The organism is Micromonospora sp. WMMC273 (genome assembly GCF_027460285.1).
GTDB classification, from domain to species: Bacteria; Actinomycetota; Actinomycetes; order Mycobacteriales; family Micromonosporaceae; genus Micromonospora; species Micromonospora aurantiaca.
This window is the reverse complement of sequence record NZ_JAPZBE010000001.1, coordinates 3,513,954-3,531,236: the sequence shown is the minus strand read 5'-3', so window position 1 is coordinate 3,531,236 and position 17,283 is coordinate 3,513,954. Positions and strand designations below refer to the sequence as shown.

Annotated in this window: 11 protein-coding genes; 4 read left to right on the top strand and 7 right to left on the bottom strand. The window is 75.0% G+C overall.

Features of this window, described 5'->3' with window-relative positions:
- Nucleotides 1-272 precede the first annotated feature (272 nt).
- A complete protein-coding gene (locus O7611_RS16530) occupies nucleotides 273-2,486 on the top strand; it encodes a carbohydrate-binding module family 20 domain-containing protein (RefSeq protein WP_269697178.1) in 2,214 nt (737 codons plus the stop codon).
- A 53-nt stretch (nucleotides 2,487-2,539) separates the two neighbouring features.
- Here O7611_RS16530 and O7611_RS16525 read toward each other — a convergent pair whose 3' ends face one another.
- The gene (locus O7611_RS16525) at nucleotides 2,540-3,061 is read right to left on the bottom strand and encodes an RICIN domain-containing protein (protein ID WP_194799076.1); all 522 of its coding nucleotides are present in this window, start codon (nucleotides 3,059-3,061) and stop codon (nucleotides 2,540-2,542) included.
- Nucleotides 3,062-3,255: 194 nt separating this feature from the next.
- On the opposite strand from O7611_RS16525, the gene O7611_RS16520 reads away from it, so the two are divergent.
- Entirely contained in the window at nucleotides 3,256-6,030 is a 2,775-nt protein-coding gene (locus O7611_RS16520) for a helix-turn-helix transcriptional regulator (protein WP_194799077.1), read from the top strand.
- On the opposite strand, the gene O7611_RS16515 is transcribed toward O7611_RS16520, so the two are convergent.
- The 4 genes from O7611_RS16515 to O7611_RS16500 all read right to left on the bottom strand — a co-directional run bounded on the left by O7611_RS16515 (nucleotide 5,958) and on the right by O7611_RS16500 (nucleotide 8,808).
- Nucleotides 5,958-7,178 (bottom strand): MFS transporter, encoded by a 1,221-nt coding sequence (locus tag O7611_RS16515; RefSeq protein ID WP_194799078.1) that lies wholly within the window; start codon nucleotides 7,176-7,178, stop codon nucleotides 5,958-5,960. The genes O7611_RS16520 and O7611_RS16515 overlap by 73 nt on opposite strands.
- Before the next feature lie 79 nt (nucleotides 7,179-7,257).
- On the bottom strand, nucleotides 7,258-7,731 hold the full coding sequence (locus O7611_RS16510; protein ID WP_194799079.1) for a hypothetical protein: 474 nt from the start codon (nucleotides 7,729-7,731) through the stop codon (nucleotides 7,258-7,260).
- A 34-nt stretch (nucleotides 7,732-7,765) separates the two neighbouring features.
- On the bottom strand, nucleotides 7,766-7,954 hold the full coding sequence (locus O7611_RS16505) for a hypothetical protein (protein WP_013286843.1): 189 nt from the start codon (nucleotides 7,952-7,954) through the stop codon (nucleotides 7,766-7,768).
- A 41-nt stretch (nucleotides 7,955-7,995) separates the two neighbouring features.
- The gene (locus O7611_RS16500; RefSeq protein ID WP_269697177.1) at nucleotides 7,996-8,808 is read right to left on the bottom strand and encodes a hypothetical protein; all 813 of its coding nucleotides are present in this window, start codon (nucleotides 8,806-8,808) and stop codon (nucleotides 7,996-7,998) included.
- Between the two features lie 109 nt (nucleotides 8,809-8,917).
- Between O7611_RS16500 and O7611_RS16495 the strand changes: the two genes are divergently transcribed.
- Both O7611_RS16495 and O7611_RS16490 read left to right on the top strand, forming a co-directional pair.
- Nucleotides 8,918-11,578: a cation-translocating P-type ATPase gene (locus O7611_RS16495; RefSeq protein WP_269697176.1), complete on the top strand. Its 2,661-nt coding sequence runs from the start codon at nucleotides 8,918-8,920 to the stop codon at nucleotides 11,576-11,578.
- A 33-nt stretch (nucleotides 11,579-11,611) separates the two neighbouring features.
- The gene (locus tag O7611_RS16490) at nucleotides 11,612-12,493 is read left to right on the top strand and encodes a universal stress protein (protein ID WP_269697175.1); all 882 of its coding nucleotides are present in this window, start codon (nucleotides 11,612-11,614) and stop codon (nucleotides 12,491-12,493) included.
- A gap of 75 nt (nucleotides 12,494-12,568) precedes the next feature.
- Here the strand turns inward: O7611_RS16490 and O7611_RS16485 are convergent, their stop codons facing one another.
- Complete coding sequence (locus tag O7611_RS16485) at nucleotides 12,569-12,868, bottom strand: STAS domain-containing protein (protein ID WP_194799081.1); 300 nt, start codon at nucleotides 12,866-12,868, stop codon at nucleotides 12,569-12,571.
- Nucleotides 12,865-17,010 carry a SpoIIE family protein phosphatase gene (locus O7611_RS16480; RefSeq protein ID WP_194799082.1) on the bottom strand — a complete coding sequence of 1,382 codons (4,146 nt, stop codon included), beginning with the start codon at nucleotides 17,008-17,010 and terminating at the stop codon, nucleotides 12,865-12,867. Before O7611_RS16480 ends, O7611_RS16485 begins: the two co-directional genes overlap by 4 nt.
- Nucleotides 17,011-17,283 lie beyond the last annotated feature (273 nt).

Below are 17,283 nucleotides of genomic sequence, written 5' to 3'. Positions count from 1 at the left end.
TGGAAAATCTGCTCGGAAGTTGCGGTCGTCCCGCGCAGCGGTTCGTCCCGTCCCGAGCAGCGGGATCTCGGCTGAGCGTCGGCCCACTCGGTCCAGCGTGGATCGTCGCTGGTGGTCGCGAATCCGAGCCTACTCGTGTTGCCTGCTGGTTTCGAAAACTTTGCCGCAAGCCCTTGCAAAGACTTTCATGGATGGCGCATGGTGTTCGCTACCCGGGACGGCCGCCCCACCCCCGCTCACCCTTTCGAACCCACGGAAGAGGTCCCCCAGCCATGCACTCCGCCAGGCCACACCGTGGCCGCGCCGGTCGTCTGCTGCTCGCCGCCGCGCTCGTCGCGGCCGGCGGCACGGTGGCCGTCGCCGCCGCCACCACCGCCCCCGCCCCCGCCCGCGCCGCCGTCGTCCTCAACGACAGCGAGGTGACCGCCAACCTCTGGGAATGGAACTGGACCTCGGTCGCCGCCGCCTGCACCGACCACCTCGGACCAGCCGGATACGGTGCGGTGCAGGTGGCGCCGCCGCAGGAGTCGGTGAAGCTGCCCGCCAGTGCCGACGGCGCGTACCCCTGGTACGAGGTGTACCAGCCGGTGTCGTACAAGCTGGACAGCCGGTTCGGCAACCGCCAGCAGTTCGCCGCGATGGTCACCGCGTGTCACAACGCCGGTGTGCGCGTCTACGTCGACGCGGTGGTCAACCACATGGCCGGCACCAACAACCCGGCCGGTACCCGCGGCTACGCCGGCACCGAGTTCTCCGGCTACAGCTACCCGGCCGTGCCGTACGGCGACGGTGACTTCCACCGCCCCGGCGACAACTGCCCGACCGGCGGCACGATCAGCGACTGGAACAACGAGGCCCAGGTGACCAGCTGCGAGCTGCTGTCGCTGTCCGACCTCTACACCGAGAAGGAAGCGGTCCGCAACAAGATCGCGGGCTACCTGAACGACCTGATCGGGCTCGGCGTCGACGGCTTCCGGGTCGACGCGGTCAAGCACATCCGCAAGGACGACTTCGCGGCAATCCTCGGCAAGCTGAACGACACCGTCGCCGAGGGCCGGCGCCCGTACGTCGCGCAGGAGATCTTCGACGGTGCGAGCAACCCGGCGTTGCAGGCCCGCGCCTACATCGGCAACGGCGACGTGCTCGACTTCGCGTACGCCAAGGGCATCCGCTCGGCGTTCCAGGGTTCGATCTCGGCGCTGGCGAACGTGCCGAACTGGAACCTCGACGCGCCCGGCGCCAACGTCTTCGCCATGGTCACCAACCACGACCTGGAGCGCGACGGCGTGGTGCTGTCGTACAAGAACGGCACCGACTACGTGCTGGCGAACTACTTCGCGCTTGCCTACCCGCACGGCAAGCCGTCGGTCTACGACAGCTTCACCTGGTCCAACCGCAACCAGTCCCCGCCGCACGACGGCACCGGCCGGGTCACCGACACCGTCTGCGGCGCCGCCTGGAACTGCCTGAGCCGCACCACCGGCGTCAAGGGCATGGTCGGCTGGGCCAACGCGGCCCGCCCGGTGAGGACCGTCTCGGACTTCACCACGGTGAACAGCAACGTGATCGGCTTCCACCGGGGCGACCGGGCGTGGATCGGCATCAACGACTCCGGTTCGGCCACCACCGCCACCTTCGTCACCGGGCTCGCCGACGGACGGTACTGCGACGTCATCTCCGGCGTCGCCACCGGCAGCGGCTGCACCGGCTCCACGGTGACCGTGTCCGGCGGCCGGGCCACAGTGACCCTCCCGGCCGACGACGCGGTCGCGATCCACGTGAACGCCCGGCCGGGCGCGAGCCCGTCTCCGACGGCCTCCCCGACCGCGTCCCCGTCGGTCTCGCCGACCGCCTCGCCGACGGCGTCGCCCACCGTCAGCCCGGCTGACCGGATCGCCACCACGTTCACCGTCGCCGCGAACGTGGCCGCCGGGCAGGACGTCCACGTCGTCGGCAACATCCCCGAGCTGGGCTCGTGGACGCCCGCGAACGGCGTCAAGCTCGCCGCGCAGGGCGGCGGCACCTACCGCGCCACCGTCAGCCTGCCCCGGTCCACCGCGGCGGAGTACAAGTTCGTCAAGCTGACCGCCGCCGGCGCCGTCACCTGGGAGTCCGGTGCGAACCGGACGTTCACCACCCCGGCCGGCGGCACGTACGCGGTGACCGAGACGTTCCGCGGCGATACCGTCAGCACGACTGTGGCCACCACGTTCTCCGCCACCGCGACCACCGTCTACGGGCAGAACGTGTTCGTGGTCGGCAACATCCCGGCGCTCGGCGGCTGGAACCCGGCCGCCGCCGTCGCCCTCTCGCCGGCCGCCTACCCGGTCTGGCGGGCCACAGTCGACCTGCCCGCGAACACCGCTGTCGAGTACAAGTACGTCAAGAAGAACCCGGACGGCACGGTGATCTGGGAGTCCGGCGCGAACCGGACGCTCACCACGCCGGCCGCCGGCACCCGGGCCGTCAGCGACACCTGGCGCTGACGATCGTGCGGCCCGTCCCCCTCACCCCTGGGGACGGGCCGCATCCGCGCCGGTCAGACGGCCGCGAACGACCAGACCTGGGCCGGGTTGCCGAACCCGGTGCAGCGGTAGATCTGGACGGTCGCGCCGTCGGCGTCCGATCCACTCCGCACGTCCATGCACCGGCCACCGATCTGCGACCTGATCTGGTGCACCCCCGCGAACGAGTTCGGGTCGACCGTCCACTTCATGCTCGACGTGCCGGTGCAGGCCCACTGCTGCAACGGCGTGCCGTCGGCGTTCACCCCGTTGCGGACGTCCACGCACATGCCGCTGAACTGGTTGACGAACGTGTAGGTGTCCCGGCCCACCGGCGACCAGCGCTGCACGGCCTGGCCGTCGCAGGTGCGCTGCACGACCCGGCCGCCGAGCGACGACGGGGCACCGGACCGGTCCACCTCGAGGCACTTGCCGCTGCCGTAGTTGACGATGGCGTAGTGGCCGGTCGCGGCCTGCGCCGGCGGGCCGGACGCCACCCCGAACCCGGTGGCGAGCAGTCCCGCCGCCAGCACCCCGGCCGCTCTCTTCCCGATCATGGTGTCTCCCCTCGGAGTCGTGTCGCCGTCCCGCTTCCGCCGGTGGTCACCGGCCGGACGACTGGGGACGACGCTAGGGATCCGTGACGGCCCCCGGATCCGGGTTCCTCCTAGTCGACGAGGCCGCGCGGGCACCCTGTCGGGTTCGCGTCGCGCCCGCCCGCCCGGACCACACCGGCGGCTAGCGTGCGGTCATGGGCAGCGGTCCGGCGCCGGCCGGTGCCGTCGGCACGGCCACGGACACCGGTGAGGACGCCCTGCTCGGGCGCGCCGACGAGTGCCGGCGGCTCGGCGCGCTGCTGGCCGACGCGGTCGACGGTCACGGCGGTGCCCTGGTGCTGCGCGGCGCGGCGGGCGTGGGCAAGACGGCGCTGCTGGAGCACTGTGCCGCCCGGTCCACCGGGATGCGGGTGCTGCGCGCCACCGGCGCCCCGTTCGAGGCGGAGCTGCCGTTCTCCGCGCTGCACCAACTGGCGCGCCCGCTGCTGCACCGCCTCGGCGATCTGCCCGCTCAGCAGGCCGACGCGCTGCGTACCGTCTTCGCCATCGGCGGCGGTTCCGGTCCGGTCAACCGGCTCGCCGCGTACGTGGCGACGCTGAGCCTGCTCACGACGGCGGCCGAGGACACGCCGGTGCTCTGCCTGGTCGACGACGCGCACTGGATCGACCCGGCCTCGGCGGAGGCGTTGCTGTTCACCGCCCGGCGCCTGCTCGCGGACCGGGTCGCCGTCGTCTTCGCGGCCCGCGACGCCCCCGCGTTCCCCGCGCCCGGCCTGCCGGAGCTGCCGCTGACCGGTCTGGCGCGGGACGACGCGATCCGGCTCGCCATGCGCGCCGGCCTGGACCGCCGGGTCGCCGCCGACCTGGCGGCGGCCACCGCCGGCAACCCGCTCGCGCTGACCGAACTGCCGGCGACGCTGTCCGACGAGCACCGCAACGGATGGCTGCCGCTGCGGGAGCCTCTCGTGCTCGTCGACCGCATCGAGATGACCGTCCTGGCGCACGCCCGCGGGCTGCCCGACGACACCTGGCGTGCGCTCGTCGCCTGCGCGGTCACCGAGGCCACCACCCCGGCGCTGCTGGAGCGGATCCTGGCGGCGGACGGGCTGCGCCTGGGCGTGCTGGACCCGGCGGTCGACGCCGGGCTGATCCGGGTGACCGACCGCGAGGTGACGTTCCGCCACCCGCTGACCCGCGCCGCGGTCCACTCGGTCGCCGGCCCCGGCCGGCGGCGGGCCGCCCACCTGGCGGTGGCCGCCGCGCTCACCGGCGACGACACCGCCGACCGCCGGGCCTGGCATCTCGCGGCCGCCACCACCGTGCCCGACGAGGGCGTCGCCGCGTTGCTGGCCGGCTCCGCCGAGCGGGCGCAACGCCGGGGCGGCGTGGTGGCCGAGGCCCGCGCGTACGAGCGGTCCGCCCGTCTGACCCCCGACCCGGACGTACGCGCGTCCCGGCTCGCCGCCGCGTCCCGCGCCTGGGCCAACGCCGGCGCGAGCCGGCACGCCGTCACTCTGGGCGAGGAGGCGATCGGGCTGACCCGGCGCGCCGACCTGCGCTGCCGGGTCAAGCCGTTGCTCGCCCACCTGGCGCAGCAGCACGGTGACATGGCGGGCGCCGAGGCGTACGTGGCAGACGCGCAGGCGTACGCGCAAGCGGATCCGCTCGGCGCGGCCCGGCTGATGAGCGCCCGCGTCAACCAGTTCTGGGCGCGGCTGGACGTCACCGGCATGGTGCCGCTGTGCGCGCGGGTGGCCGAGCTGGCCGCCGCTGATACGGGCGCGACCTGGCCGAAGGGGCCGATCCGGCTGGCCGCGGCGCAGGTGCTGGCCGGGCTGCCCGAGGGGGTCGCGTCGGCCCGTACCCTGCTCGCCGCCTGCGCCGGCCACGCCGACGGATCGGCGGCGGAGCTGGCCGAGGTGTTCTGCTGGATCGGGGACCACGACACCGCGCGGGCGCTGCTGGAACCGGAGATCGACCGGGCCCGCGCCGCCGACGACGTGTTCCTGCTGGCGTACGCCCTGCCCCGGCTCGCCGGGCTGGAGTGGCGCACCGGCCGGCTGCACGCGGCGTACCAGGCCGCCGCCGAGGCGGTCCGGATCGCCGAGCAGGTGGCGCTTCCGGTGCTGCGGGCGGAGGCGCTGGCCGCGCTGGCCCTGGTGGAGGCGCTGCTCGGCGAGGAGCCGGAGGCGCTCGCGCACGTCGGCGACGCCCGCCGGCTCCTGCCGGGCGAGTTCCGGGAGATCGAGGTCCGGCTCCGATACGCCACCGGGATCGTGGCGGTGGTGGGGGCGCGCTGGGACGACGCCGTGACCGAGCTGGAACGGGTCCGCCGGGCCCAGCGCGACGGCGGCATCGCCGAACCGGGGTGGCTGCCCGTCGCGGCCGAGCTGGCCGAGGCGTACGCGCACCTGTCCGACCCGCAGCGGTCGGTGCGGCGGTTGCGCGACCTGGCCGGTACGGGTGGTGCCGCCGCCCGGGCCGCCGCCGCGCGCGTCGAGGGCCTGCTCGCCGGCGAACCGGACCTGGACGAGGTCTTCGCGGCGGCGCTGGCCCGGTGCGATCCCGCCGTCGTCCCGCTGGAACGGGCCCGGACGCTGCTCAGCTACGGGCAGCGGCTGCGCCGGGCACGGCGCCGCCGGGACGCGCGGGTCCAGTTGCACGCCGCGCTGCGGTTGTTCGAGGCGCTCGGTGCGCAGGGCTGGGCGCGGCGGTGCCGCACCGAGATCGACGCCACCGGCCGGCGGCCGCCCGAACCCGGCGACCGGACCGTCGACCGGCTGACCGGCCAGGAACGCCTGATCGCCCTGCACGTGGCGGAGGGCCTGACGAACCGGGAGATCGCGGCCCGGGTCTTCCTGTCACCGAAGACCGTCGAGTACCACCTCGGCAACGTCTACCGGAAGCTTCGGCTGCGCTCCCGGCCGGAGCTGATCCGCCACCTGTCCGGCCCGCCGGCCGCGGGCTGACGACCCGGCCGGACGGCCGCCGCCAGTGCCGCGGCCAGGCACGCCACGGCGGCGAGCACCAGCGGCGGCCGGCCGCCGGCCGCGACCGCCGCCGACCCGAGCGGGATGGCCAGCGTGATCGGGCCGAACATCGCGGTGTTCGCGGTCCCGGCGACCCGTCCGAGGATCGCCTGCGGCGTGTACGTCTGCACGGCGGTGACCGCCGCGACGAGCGTCCACGGCAGACCGACGCCGATCACCACCGAGGCGGCCACGGTGCCCGGCCACCAGGGCAGGCAGCGCCCGAGACAGCCGACCGCGAACAGGACCGTGCCGGCGGCACCGACCGCGATCTCGCCGTGGCGGCGGACCAGCCGGCCGACCACCAGCCCGGCGAGCAGCGATCCGGCACCCTGGGCGCCGGCGAGCACACCGAGAAAGGTGGACGGCAGCCCGAGGCCGGTGACCACCACGTCGTACAGCGCCGCGGTGGTGAAGCCGGACATCGCGATGGACACCGCCGCGAGCGCCACGGGTACGCGTACCGCCCGCCGGGCCAGCAGCGCGGCGAGCCCGTCCCGAACCCCCGCCGGGCGGGCGGCCGGGGGAGCGGGGACGGTCCGCGTCAGGCGTAACGCGCCGTACAGCACGGCCACGAGCACCGGTACGACGGCGGCGAGCACCGCGACGACGTGCCCGCCCCGCCACGCGTACAGGCCCGCCCCGGCCAGCGGCGCCACCAGCTTCACGCCCTCCTGCGCGCTCGACCGCCAGCCGTTGACGTCGGCCAGCCGGGCCGGAGGGAGCGCGGCGGGCAGCAGCGCGGTCTCGCCGGCGTCGACGAGCACGTAGCCGATCCCGTAGGCGAGCGAGACCGCGTAGATCAGCCACGCCTCGCCGGGCCCCCGTACCGCCAGCAGGCTCAGCAGCGCGGCGGCGAGCGCCAGGTTGACGCCGATCACCAGCGGACGCCGGGGCACCCGGTCGAGCAGGCCGCCGAGCCACGGGCCGGCCAGCGTCGGGGCGTAGACGCAGAGCCCGGCCAGCGCGGCGAGCCCGGTCGAGCCGGTCAGGTCCAGGATCCAGATGCCGCAGACCAGGGCCATGGCGCTGCCGCCGAGACCGGACAGCAGCGAGACGGCCACGAACAGGACGGCGTTGCGACGCATGGATCCCCCGAGAGATTGAGTCTGGTGGACTCACATCCTCCGGAGTTGAGCCGCCAAGAGGCAATGCCTCGGGCGTACGTCAATGCGACGTTGACAGTGCGGCGACGATGCGCCGGGCGGCGTCGCATGCCGGTGCGGGCAGCCGCCTCCCGGCCCCGGCCAGGTCGTCGGCGAGATGCGCGGCCAGCGTGTGCAGCGGCCCGGCGCCGGCGTCCAGCGCGAGCGCGCAGGTGCGGCGCGTCAACGCCGCACTGGGGAAACGGCCGTCCCACGCGCGGTCCGCCTCGATCCAGCGGTGCAGGTCGGTGACCGCCGCCCGCAGCACGGGCAGGTCGGGGGCACCGGCCGGATCGAGCCGGGACAGGCGGGCCCGCCGGGCCGCGACGAGGCGTTGCCGGCGCTGCTCGGCGGCCTGCCGGCTGCCCAGGCCCAGCGCCCGCGCGATCTCGGCCCAGGTGGCGCCGCCGTGCCGGGCCCGGTCGATCAGGTCCAGCTCGCGGTCGTCCAGCCGGACCCGGGCCGCGGCGATCTCGGACAGGTGGTCCAGGGTCACCTGTCAACGCTACATTGACACCCGCCTCGGCACGTCAGTCCTCCGGCACGCCCGGGCCCACCTCGCCGCGTGCCAGACGCTCGGCGTTGCGGTCGGCCTCGCTCTCCGCGTTCTCCGCCCCGGCACCCGGGTCCCGGGTACGCCGCCCCTCGGCGTCCTGGAACACCTGCCCGCGCTCGAGCGCGCCCTCCTGCTGCCGCTGGAACTGCTCCGGATCAGTCATGACCGTCAGGTGCCCCGGCGACCACGCGGCAAACCGGTACGTCAGCGCGGCGGTGCCACGTAGAGGGCGGTCTTGCAGCCGGTCTCGCCCGGCTCCAGCCAGATCCGGTCGTACCCGGGGGATTCGATCTTCCCGGCCGGCGTGCGGACGAGCAGAAGGCAGTCCCGTTCGGCCGGTACGCCGACGGCGGCGACGAGCGCGCCCTCGTGCACCGTCGTGTCGACGGTGATCCAGTCCTGCGGGAAGGCCGCCCGCACCGCGTCCGCCAGCGTCTCCGCGGTGGCGGTGCGCAGCACGGCGGTGAGTCGCTGCCGCCCGTCCTCGGGCACCTTCGGCACCGGCGCGGCGGTGGGCGGCGAGGGAGCGGGGCCGCTCGGACAGTCGATCTCGTGGTACGTCGTGTAGCGGTAGAGCTCGAACTCGTAGCGGTAGCAGCGCACGGCCTCACCGGCGCTGTTGCTCGCGCCACCGATCGACACCGGCGGCTGCTCCGGCACCGTCACCACGAACCGCACGTCGACTGTGGCCCGCTCGTTCCCGGAGGTGCGCCCGGACCAGGCCAGCGCCTCCCGCCGGACTGTCACACCACCGCCGGACGCGGCGTCGGTCGGCTCCTGGACGATCTCGGCCGCCGCGATCGACCCGGCGTCCCGCGCCCGGTTGCGGTGCCCCAGCTCCGTGTTGAGCTGCTTCGCCTCCGCCGCCGCGGCGTCGCGCGCCAGCGCGTCGCCGTTCTCCTCCCCGATCCCCCTCCCGCACCCGGCCGACGCGAGGAGGAGCACCGCGAGCGTCCACCGGAGCCACCGGTGACGGGACGGAGGTGTCGGCCCGGTGGCGGCGCGTGTCCGGTTCACCGAGCGGACGTTACCGGCGCGCCGGGCGCCGCGCTGCCCCGTACGCGGGGGCCGTTGGTCCCGGATCCGACAGGCCCTCGGCCCTGCGATCCGTGCCCGCCCGCGCGGCATGCTGGGATTGCCCGGCGCGGGCGGCGACGACATGGAGGACGATGTGGTGATCAACGGCGGGCCGGCGACAGCGACGACGCCCACCGAGATCTCTCCGGCCCCCGCGACCGGGCTCGGCTCGGCCGAGGCGGCCGCCCGGCTGCGCGCCGACGGCCCGAACACCGTTGCCGCCCCGCGCAAACGCGGGCTGGCCGGCCGGGTGTTCCGCCAGCTCACCGACCCGCTGGTGGCGCTGCTGCTCGCCGCCGCCGTGGTGACCACGCTGCTGCGCGACTACCCGGACACCGCCGTGATCGTGCTGGTAGTCCTGATCAACACGGCGATCGGCGTGGTGCAGGAGGTACGCGCCGACCGGGCCGTCGCCGCGCTGGACCGGCTCGCCGCACCGACCGCGCGTGTGGTCCGCGACGGCCGTGACCTCGTGCTGCCCGCCGCCGACCTGGTGCGCGGCGACCTGGTCCGGCTGGAGGCGGGCGACGTGGTGCCCGCCGACCTCGATCTCACCGACGCGGTACGCCTCAGCCTGGACGAGTCGGCGCTGACCGGCGAGTCGGTGCCGGTGGCCCGGGTCGCGGGGGAGGAGGCCAGCGCCGGCACCGTGGTCACCACCGGCCGCGCCACCGGAACCGTGGCGCGCACCGGCGCGGCGAGCGCGCTGGGCCGGATCAGCGCCCTGGTCGCGGCGACCCGGCCGGCGCCCACCCCGCTGCAACGACGCCTGTCCTCGCTCGGCCGCGTGCTCGGCCTGACCGCCGTGGTGCTCTCCGGGCTGGTCTTCGCCATCGGCGTGCTCGACGGGCGGCCGGTCACGCAGATGGCCGTCACCGCCGTCAGCCTCGTGGTGGCGGCCGTACCGGAGTCGCTGCCCGCCGTCGTCACGCTGGCGCTCGCCCTGGGGGCGCGCCGGATGGCCGGTAGCCGCGCCATCCCCCGCCGGCTGCACGCGGTGGAGACCCTCGGCTCGGTCACCGTGATCGCCTCCGACAAGACCGGCACGCTCACCGAGGGCCGGATGGCGGTGCAGTACGCGGTCGTCCCCGGCCGCGACCGCTACGCCGTCACCGGCACCGGCTACGCGCCCGACGGCGAGGTGCACCACCGGGGCGAGCCGGTGAGCGCCCCCGACGAGCTGCGTGCCCTCGCCCGCGCCGGGCTGCTCTGCAACGACGCCACTGTGACGCCGCCGACCGACGAGCGGCCCGAGTGGACGGCGATCGGTGACCCGCTGGAGGCCGCGCTCGTCACGTTCGGCGCCCGCTGCGGCCTGGACCCGGACACCACCCGGGACGCCTGGCCCCGCGTCGCGGAGGCCCCGTTCGACCAGGACCTGCGCCGGATGACCACCGTGCACCGCCGCTGCGACGGGCGCTACCTGGTGGTCTGCAAGGGCGCGCCGGAGAACCTGCTGGCCGCGCCGCTGGTGGACGCCGACGCCGCGGAACTGGCCGAGCTGACCGACGCCGCGCACCGGCTCGCCACCGAAGGGCTGCGCGTGCTGGCGGTGGCCTCCGCGGTGGTCGACACCCTGCCCGACCCGGCCCGGCCGACCGGCCTGCGCCCGCTGGGCCTGGTCGCGGTCGGCGACCCGCTGCGCGCCGCTGCGCCCGGCATCGCCGCGGGCTTCGAGGAGGCCGGCATCCGGCTGGTCCTCATCACTGGCGACCACCCGGCGACCGCTGCCGCCATCGGCGGACGGCTCGGGCTCTGGCGCGACGGCGACCCGCTCGCCAACGGCGACGACGGCGACCCGGGCGGCGCCCACCCCGAGACCCGGGTGTACGCGCGGACCCAGCCGGAACAGAAGCTCGACATCATCGCCGGCCTCCAGTACCGGGGGCATGTGGTGGCGATGACCGGCGACGGCGTCAACGACGCCCCGGCGCTGCGCCGCGCGGACATCGGCGTGGCGATGGGCGGCGGCACCGAGGTGGCCCGGCAGGCCTCCGATCTGGTGCTCGTCGACGACGACCTGACCACCGTGGCGACCGCCATCGGCGAGGGCCGCCGGATCTACGACAACATCCGCCGCTTCCTGCGCTACGCGCTCGCCGGTGGCGTGGCCGAGATCGCGGTGATGCTGCTCGGCCCGTTGTTCGGCCTGCCGGTGCCGCTGCTGCCGGCGCAGATCCTCTGGATCAACCTGCTCACCCACGGCGTCCCCGGGGTGGCGCTCGGCGCGGAGCCGGCCGAGCCGGGCACGCTGCGCCGGCCGCCCCGCTCGCCGCAGGAGTCGGTGCTCGGCGCCGGCCTGGGCCGGGACGTGCTGGTCACCGGCGGGCTGATCGCCGCGGCGACGCTGGGCGCGGGGGTGTGGGCCGCGGCGGCCGACCGGCCGTGGCAGTCGGTGGTGTTCGTGGTGCTCGGCCTGGCCCAGCTCGGCGTGGCGCTGGCGGTCCGCGCGATCCGTACCCCGGGCTCGCGCGAGCGCAACCTCGCGCTGCCGGTGGCGGTGGCGATCTCCGCTGTGCTTCAGGTCGCGGGCGTGCTGCTGCCGCCGCTGCGCGAGCTGCTCGGCACGTCCCCGCTCAGCGCGCTCGACCTGCTCGCCTGCGCCGCGATCGGCGTACTGCCGGGGCTGGTGCTGCGGCTGACCCGCCGTTTCCGCGGGACCAACGGCCCGCACGCCGTGACCCCGGACCCTGCCGGGCCGGCCGCCTGACCGGCAGGCTGAGCACGAGTGAAGGAGGACGACATGACGATCCACTCGCAGGCCCCCGTCGTGGTGGGCGTGGACGGCTCCGCCGCCTCGCTGGACGCGGTCCGGGTGGCCGCCCGCGAGGCCGCCGACCGCAACCGGCCGCTGCAGGTCGTCCACGCGTTCATCTGGCCGCTGACCCGCGCGCCGCTCACCCCGGCCCCGGGCGCGCCCGCCGGCGCCGGCCTGCGCAACCAGGCCGAACGGGTCGTCGCCGAGGCGGTCGCCGAGGCCGGCAAGGTCGCCCCGGACGTCCCGGTCACCGGCGTGGTGGTCGACGGCGCACCGGCTGCGGTGCTGGTCGCCGAGTCCCGCGAGGCGGCGCTGATCGTGCTCGGCCACCGGGGCCTGGGCGGGTTCGCCGGCCTGCTGATCGGCTCGGTCACGCTCCAGGTGTCGGCCCGCGCACACTGCCCGGTGCTGGTGACGCGCGGCGAGGCGCGCGCCGATGGCCCGGTCGTGGTCGGCGTGGACGGCTCCGAGCTGTCCACCGCGGCGGTCGGGTACGCGTACGAGGAGGCCGCCCGCCGGGGCGCGTCGCTGATCGTGGTGCACGCCTGGCTGTACCCCACCCCGATCGGCCCCGGCGACATCCTGCCGCTGGTGTACGACCCGGAGGCGCTCGCCGAGGAGTCCCGGCGCGTCCTCGCCGAGTCGATCGCCGGCTGGGCCGAGCGTTACCCGGACGCGCCGGTACGGCAGCGGTCGCTGCGCGGCGCCCCGGCCCGGGTGCTCGTGGAGGAGTCGAAGGACGCCCAGCTCGTGGTGGTCGGCGCGCACGGCCGGGGCGCGCTGGGCGGGCTGTTGCTCGGCTCGGTAAGCCACGCGGTGCTGCACCACGCCCACTCGCCGCTGGTGATCGTCCGCAACGGCGCCTGACCCCGCGGCAGCGCCCGGCCAGGCGACAAGGCCGACGGCGCCCGGCCCGCGAGAGCGCCTGACGCCGCTGCGGCGTCAGGCGCTGCGGACCGTGGTGAGGTCGGCCAGCCCGGAGATGGTCAGCAGCGGCTCCAGCAGCGGGCCGGCGATCAGCGTGATCCGGTCGGCGTGCGGGAACAGCGCGGCCAGCCCGGCGCTGTCCAGGTACTCCACCTTCGTGAGGTCCACGACCAGGGGTTCGCCGTCGGGGCGTACGGCGTCGGCCAGCGCGTCGGCGAAGGTGGACGCGTTGCTCATGTCGATCTCACCGACGGCGGCCAGGACGCGGACGCCGTCCGGGCTGTCGCTCGTGGTCAGAGTCAGGGACGTGCTCATGGCGTGATCCTCGCCTGCATGTCGACGGTGGTGCCGGTGGCCCCCGGGGTGACGCTGATGCTGTCCATCAGCGCGCGCATGAGCACGAGTCCCCGGCCGCGGTGCGGGTCGGGAGGCTGGTCCCGGTCGCGCCAGTGGCCGCTGTCGGTGACGCTCAGGCGCAGCGCGCCGGCGGTGGCGGCGGCGCGCAGCCGGATCCGTCCGCCCGGGTTGTCGCGGTGCCCGTGCTCGATCGCGTTGGCGCACGCCTCCCCGGCCGCCACCAGGATGTTGTACGCGTGACCCGGGGCCAGCCCGCAACGGTCCAGCCATCCCCGCAGCGCGGTGCGGACCTCGGCCAGGCGCGTCGACTCGGCGGGGAACTCCAGTTCCAGCGGCCCGGGGTGACGGTAGAGCAGCAGGGCCACGTCGTCGTGGTAGCCCCCGTCCGGGGTGAGCCGGTCCATGATCTCGGTCGCCAGCACCTCGACCGGCGCGTGGTGGCCCTGCTGGATGGCGTCGGTGGCGCGGGCGATGCCGGCGGTGATCGGCTGACGGCGGCGTTCCACCAGGCCGTCGGTGTAGAGCATCAGGGTGGCGCGCGGCGGCACCGACGTCTCCGCCTCCGGACGTTCCTGCCCGAGGCGTACGGCCAGCGGCCGGGACCGGCCGTGCTGCAGCAGCTCGGGAGTGCCGTCGGCGCGGACCACGATGGCCGGCGGGTGACCGGCGCTGGAGTAGCGCATCAGGCCGGTGGCCGGGTCGAGCACACCACAGAAGACGGTGGCGCAGGACGCGCCCGGCAGCAGCGCGGCGAACCGGTCCAGCGCCACGAGCGTGCGGGCCGGGCTCGGGTCCTGCAACAGCAGCGCGCGGCAGGCGCTGCGCAGCTGACCCATCACCGTCGCGGCCTGAAGGCCGTGTCCCACGCAGTCGCCGACCACGATGCCGATGCGCCCGTCCGGCAGTTCCACGGTGTCGTACCAGTCGCCGCCGACCTTGAGCGGCATCGCGGCGGGGGAGTACCGCACCGCGAAACCGGCGGGGAGCTGCGCCGGGCCGAGGATGGCCCGTTGCAGGGCCAGCGCGGTCTCCCGCTGCTGGTCGATCTGGTGCACCCGGTGCAGGCCCTGACCGATGTGGCCGGCCAGCAGCGCCAGCAGCGTCTGGTCCTGCTCGGTGAAGGGCCGCTTCTCGCCCAGGTCGATCCAGAGCGCCATGGTGCCGTGCGGGTGCTCGACGGCGATGCCGGCGCCGTGCGTACGCGTCGCCACCGGCGTCAGCAGCGGAGTGTCCCGCAGCGCGAGCAGCGCCTGCCGGCGCTCCGGCGGCAGCGTGTCCCACCGTGCCGCCGGGTCGGTGGCGGTCACCTCGGGGGCGGGCAGGTCGCCGAAGACGGCGGTGAGCACGCCGGAGGCGCGCCACAGCTTGCGCAGCTCGTCCAGCACCCCGAGCAGCGCGTCGGTGAGATCGTCGGCCTCCGACAGTCGCATGCTGAGACCGGCCAGGGCGGTCTCCCGCTGCACCGCGTAGTGCTCGGCGGTGACGTCGCGGAACGTGCCGACGATCATCCGGCGGCCGCTGTCCGGGTCGTCGACCTGGTTGAACGCGGCCGAGATCCAGATCCGGTGCCCGTCGCGGTGGGTCACCGGCACGGTGTACGTGCCACGGGTCTGCCCCACGAGCGTCGAGAACGCCTCCGCCACCTGGCGGTGCGCCTCGGGCTCGGCCTCCCGGTCCGGCCACCACGGGTGCACCGCCGGATAGGGCAGCCCTTCGGTTCCGTACCCGAGGATGCCGGTGAACGCCGCGTTGATCTCGACGACCGCGCCGTCCTCGTCGCAGACGAAGAACGCCTCCTGCAACGAGTCGACGAGCGCGGTACGCCAGCGGGCGTGGTGGTTGCGCAGCCGGGCCAGTTCCACGTTCGCGCGGACGCGGGCCAGCAGTTCGGCGGCCGGGAACGGCTTGACCAGGTAGTCGTCGGCGCCTGCTTCCAGCCCTTCGATCGAGGCCTCCTGACCGGCGCGGGCGGACAGCAGCAGCACCGGGGTGCCGGCCGTCCGCTGGTCGGCGCGCAGCGCGGCGACCAGTTGCAGGCCGTCGAGCCGGGGCATCATCACGTCGCTGACCACCAGGTCGGGAGTGTGCGCGCGGGCTGCGTCCAGCGCGGCCCGCCCGTCGGCGACCGCGTGCACCTCGTGCCCGGCCGAGCGCAGCAGCCGGGTGAGGTACTCCCGCATGTCGGCGTTGTCGTCGGCCACCAGGATGCGGGCCGGTGCCCCGCCGCGCAGTGGCTGGAGTGTTCCGCCGGCCGGGTCGTCCCCGCCGACGGCGCCGTCCGGTTCGGCCGGCAGCCAGCGCAGCGCCTCCTGCACGAACGGTTCGGCGGACGCCGGTGTCCGGTCGGTGCCCGCCGGGGCGAGCGCGTCGGCGGGCAGGTGCGCGGTGCCGAACGGCAGCCGGATCGTGAAGGTGGTGCCCCGGCCCACCGTGCTGTGCGCGTCGATGTCACCGCTGTGCAGCGTGACCAGCTCCTTGACCAGGGCGAGGCCGATGCCGCTGCCCTCGTCGGAACGGGAGCGGGCGTTCTCGATGCGGTGGAACCGCTCGAACAGGCGCGGCATCTCGTCGGCGGGTACGCCGATGCCCGTGTCGGAGATCCGAAGCACGGCCGCGTCGCCCTCGCCGCGCAGCTCCACCCGGATGGTGCCGTCGAAGGTGAACTTCAGCGCGTTGCTGAGCAGGTTCAGCACCACCTTCTCCCACATGCCGAGGTCCAGGTGTACCGGCTCGGGCAGGGGCGGGCAGTCGACCTCGAAGGACAGGCCGGCCCGTTCGATCGCCGACCGGAAGACGCTGGCCAGGTCGGCGGTCACCGCGGCCAGGTCCACCGGCTCGTAGCGGGCCTGCATCCGCCCGGCCTCGATCCGGGAGAAGTCGAGCAGGCTGTTCACCAGCTTGCCCAGGCGCAGGCCGTTGCGGCGGATCACGTCCAGCTCGGCCCGGACCCGCTCGTCGGCGTCCGGCAACCGGCTGCGCAGCTCGTCCAGCGGTCCCATGATCAAGGTCAGCGGGGTGCGGAACTCGTGGCTGATGTTGGAGAAGAACGCGGTCTTCGCGCGGTCCAGCTCGGCGAGCTCCTCGGCCCGCCGCTGCTGCGCCTGGTAGCTGCGGGCGCTGGCGATGCCGGTGGCCAGATGCCCCGCGGTCAGCTCCACGAAGCCGCGGTACCCGTCGTCCAGCGCCCGGTAGCGGTTCAGCCCGGCGACCAGGAAGCCGTACGGCGCACCGCCCTGCTGGCGCAGCGGCACCAGCAGCGCCTCGGCCGGCGCGGCGGGCCAGACGCCCGTCGGCAGGTCCGCGAAGGCCGGGCCGTCGAGCGTGACCCGCACCGACTCGCCCTCGCCGACGGCGCCGGCCGGCCACGGGGCGGCCGGGTCATCGAGCGACAGCGTGGCCGGGGCCGCCGGGTGCCCGTCCGGCAGGCCGGTCGCCTCCACCAGCCGGGCCCCGCCGTCGTCGTACAGGTAGGTGAGGGTGAACGGCAGGTCCTGCGGGTTGCGGGCCAGCTGGCGGCTGACGAACGCGAGTGTCTCCTGCTCGGTGCGGATGACGCTCGGGTCCGAGCCGAGGTCGCGCAGCGTCGCCATCCGCCGCTCGCCGATGACCCGCTCGGTGTCCTCGCTGACCACGCAGAGCATTCCGACCAGTCCGCCGTCGTCGGCGCGCAGCGGGCTGTAGGAGAACGTGTGGTAGGTCTCCTCGCGGTAGCCGGCGCGTTCCAGGAACAGCAGCAGCCCTTCGTCCCAGGTCGCCTCGCCGGTGCGCAGCACGGTGTCGACGCGGGGGCCGATGTCGTCCCAGATCTCCGCCCACACCTCGTTCGCCGGCAGCCCCAGCGCCCACGGGTACTTGCGGCCGAGCGTGTCCCGCCGGTAGGCGGCGTTGCAGAAGAAGGTGAGCTGCGGCCCCCAGGCCATCCACATCGGGAACCGGGAGGACAGCAGGATCCGCACCGCGGTCCGCAGGCTCTGCGGCCAGGTGTCCGGCGGGCCCAGTGGGTGCGCCGACCAGTCGATCCGCGCCAGGTCCGGCCCGATCTCACCGTCGACGGCGAAGACGTCGGCACGCGTACGCGGGTCGGTGTCAGCGCCGCTCATCGCCCGAGTCTCCCCCACCCCGTCCGGTCCCGCTCGTCCGGGCCGCGTCGCGGCCTCGTGGTCGCTTCTTGCCCCGTCGCGCCCCCGGCACTCCACCCGGGGCGGGGAGATCTGACTCACGCGACGGCAGCGGGTCAGGGCAAGGGTTGGTGGTGCGGAAAAACTAAAGGCAAGGAGACACCTCTCCTCGCCACTATCAACGTATATCGCACCCCGGGTCTTGCCGCAAGGCCCCGGTGATGCCGCAGAATCATCGGCCGATGCGGGTCGAGC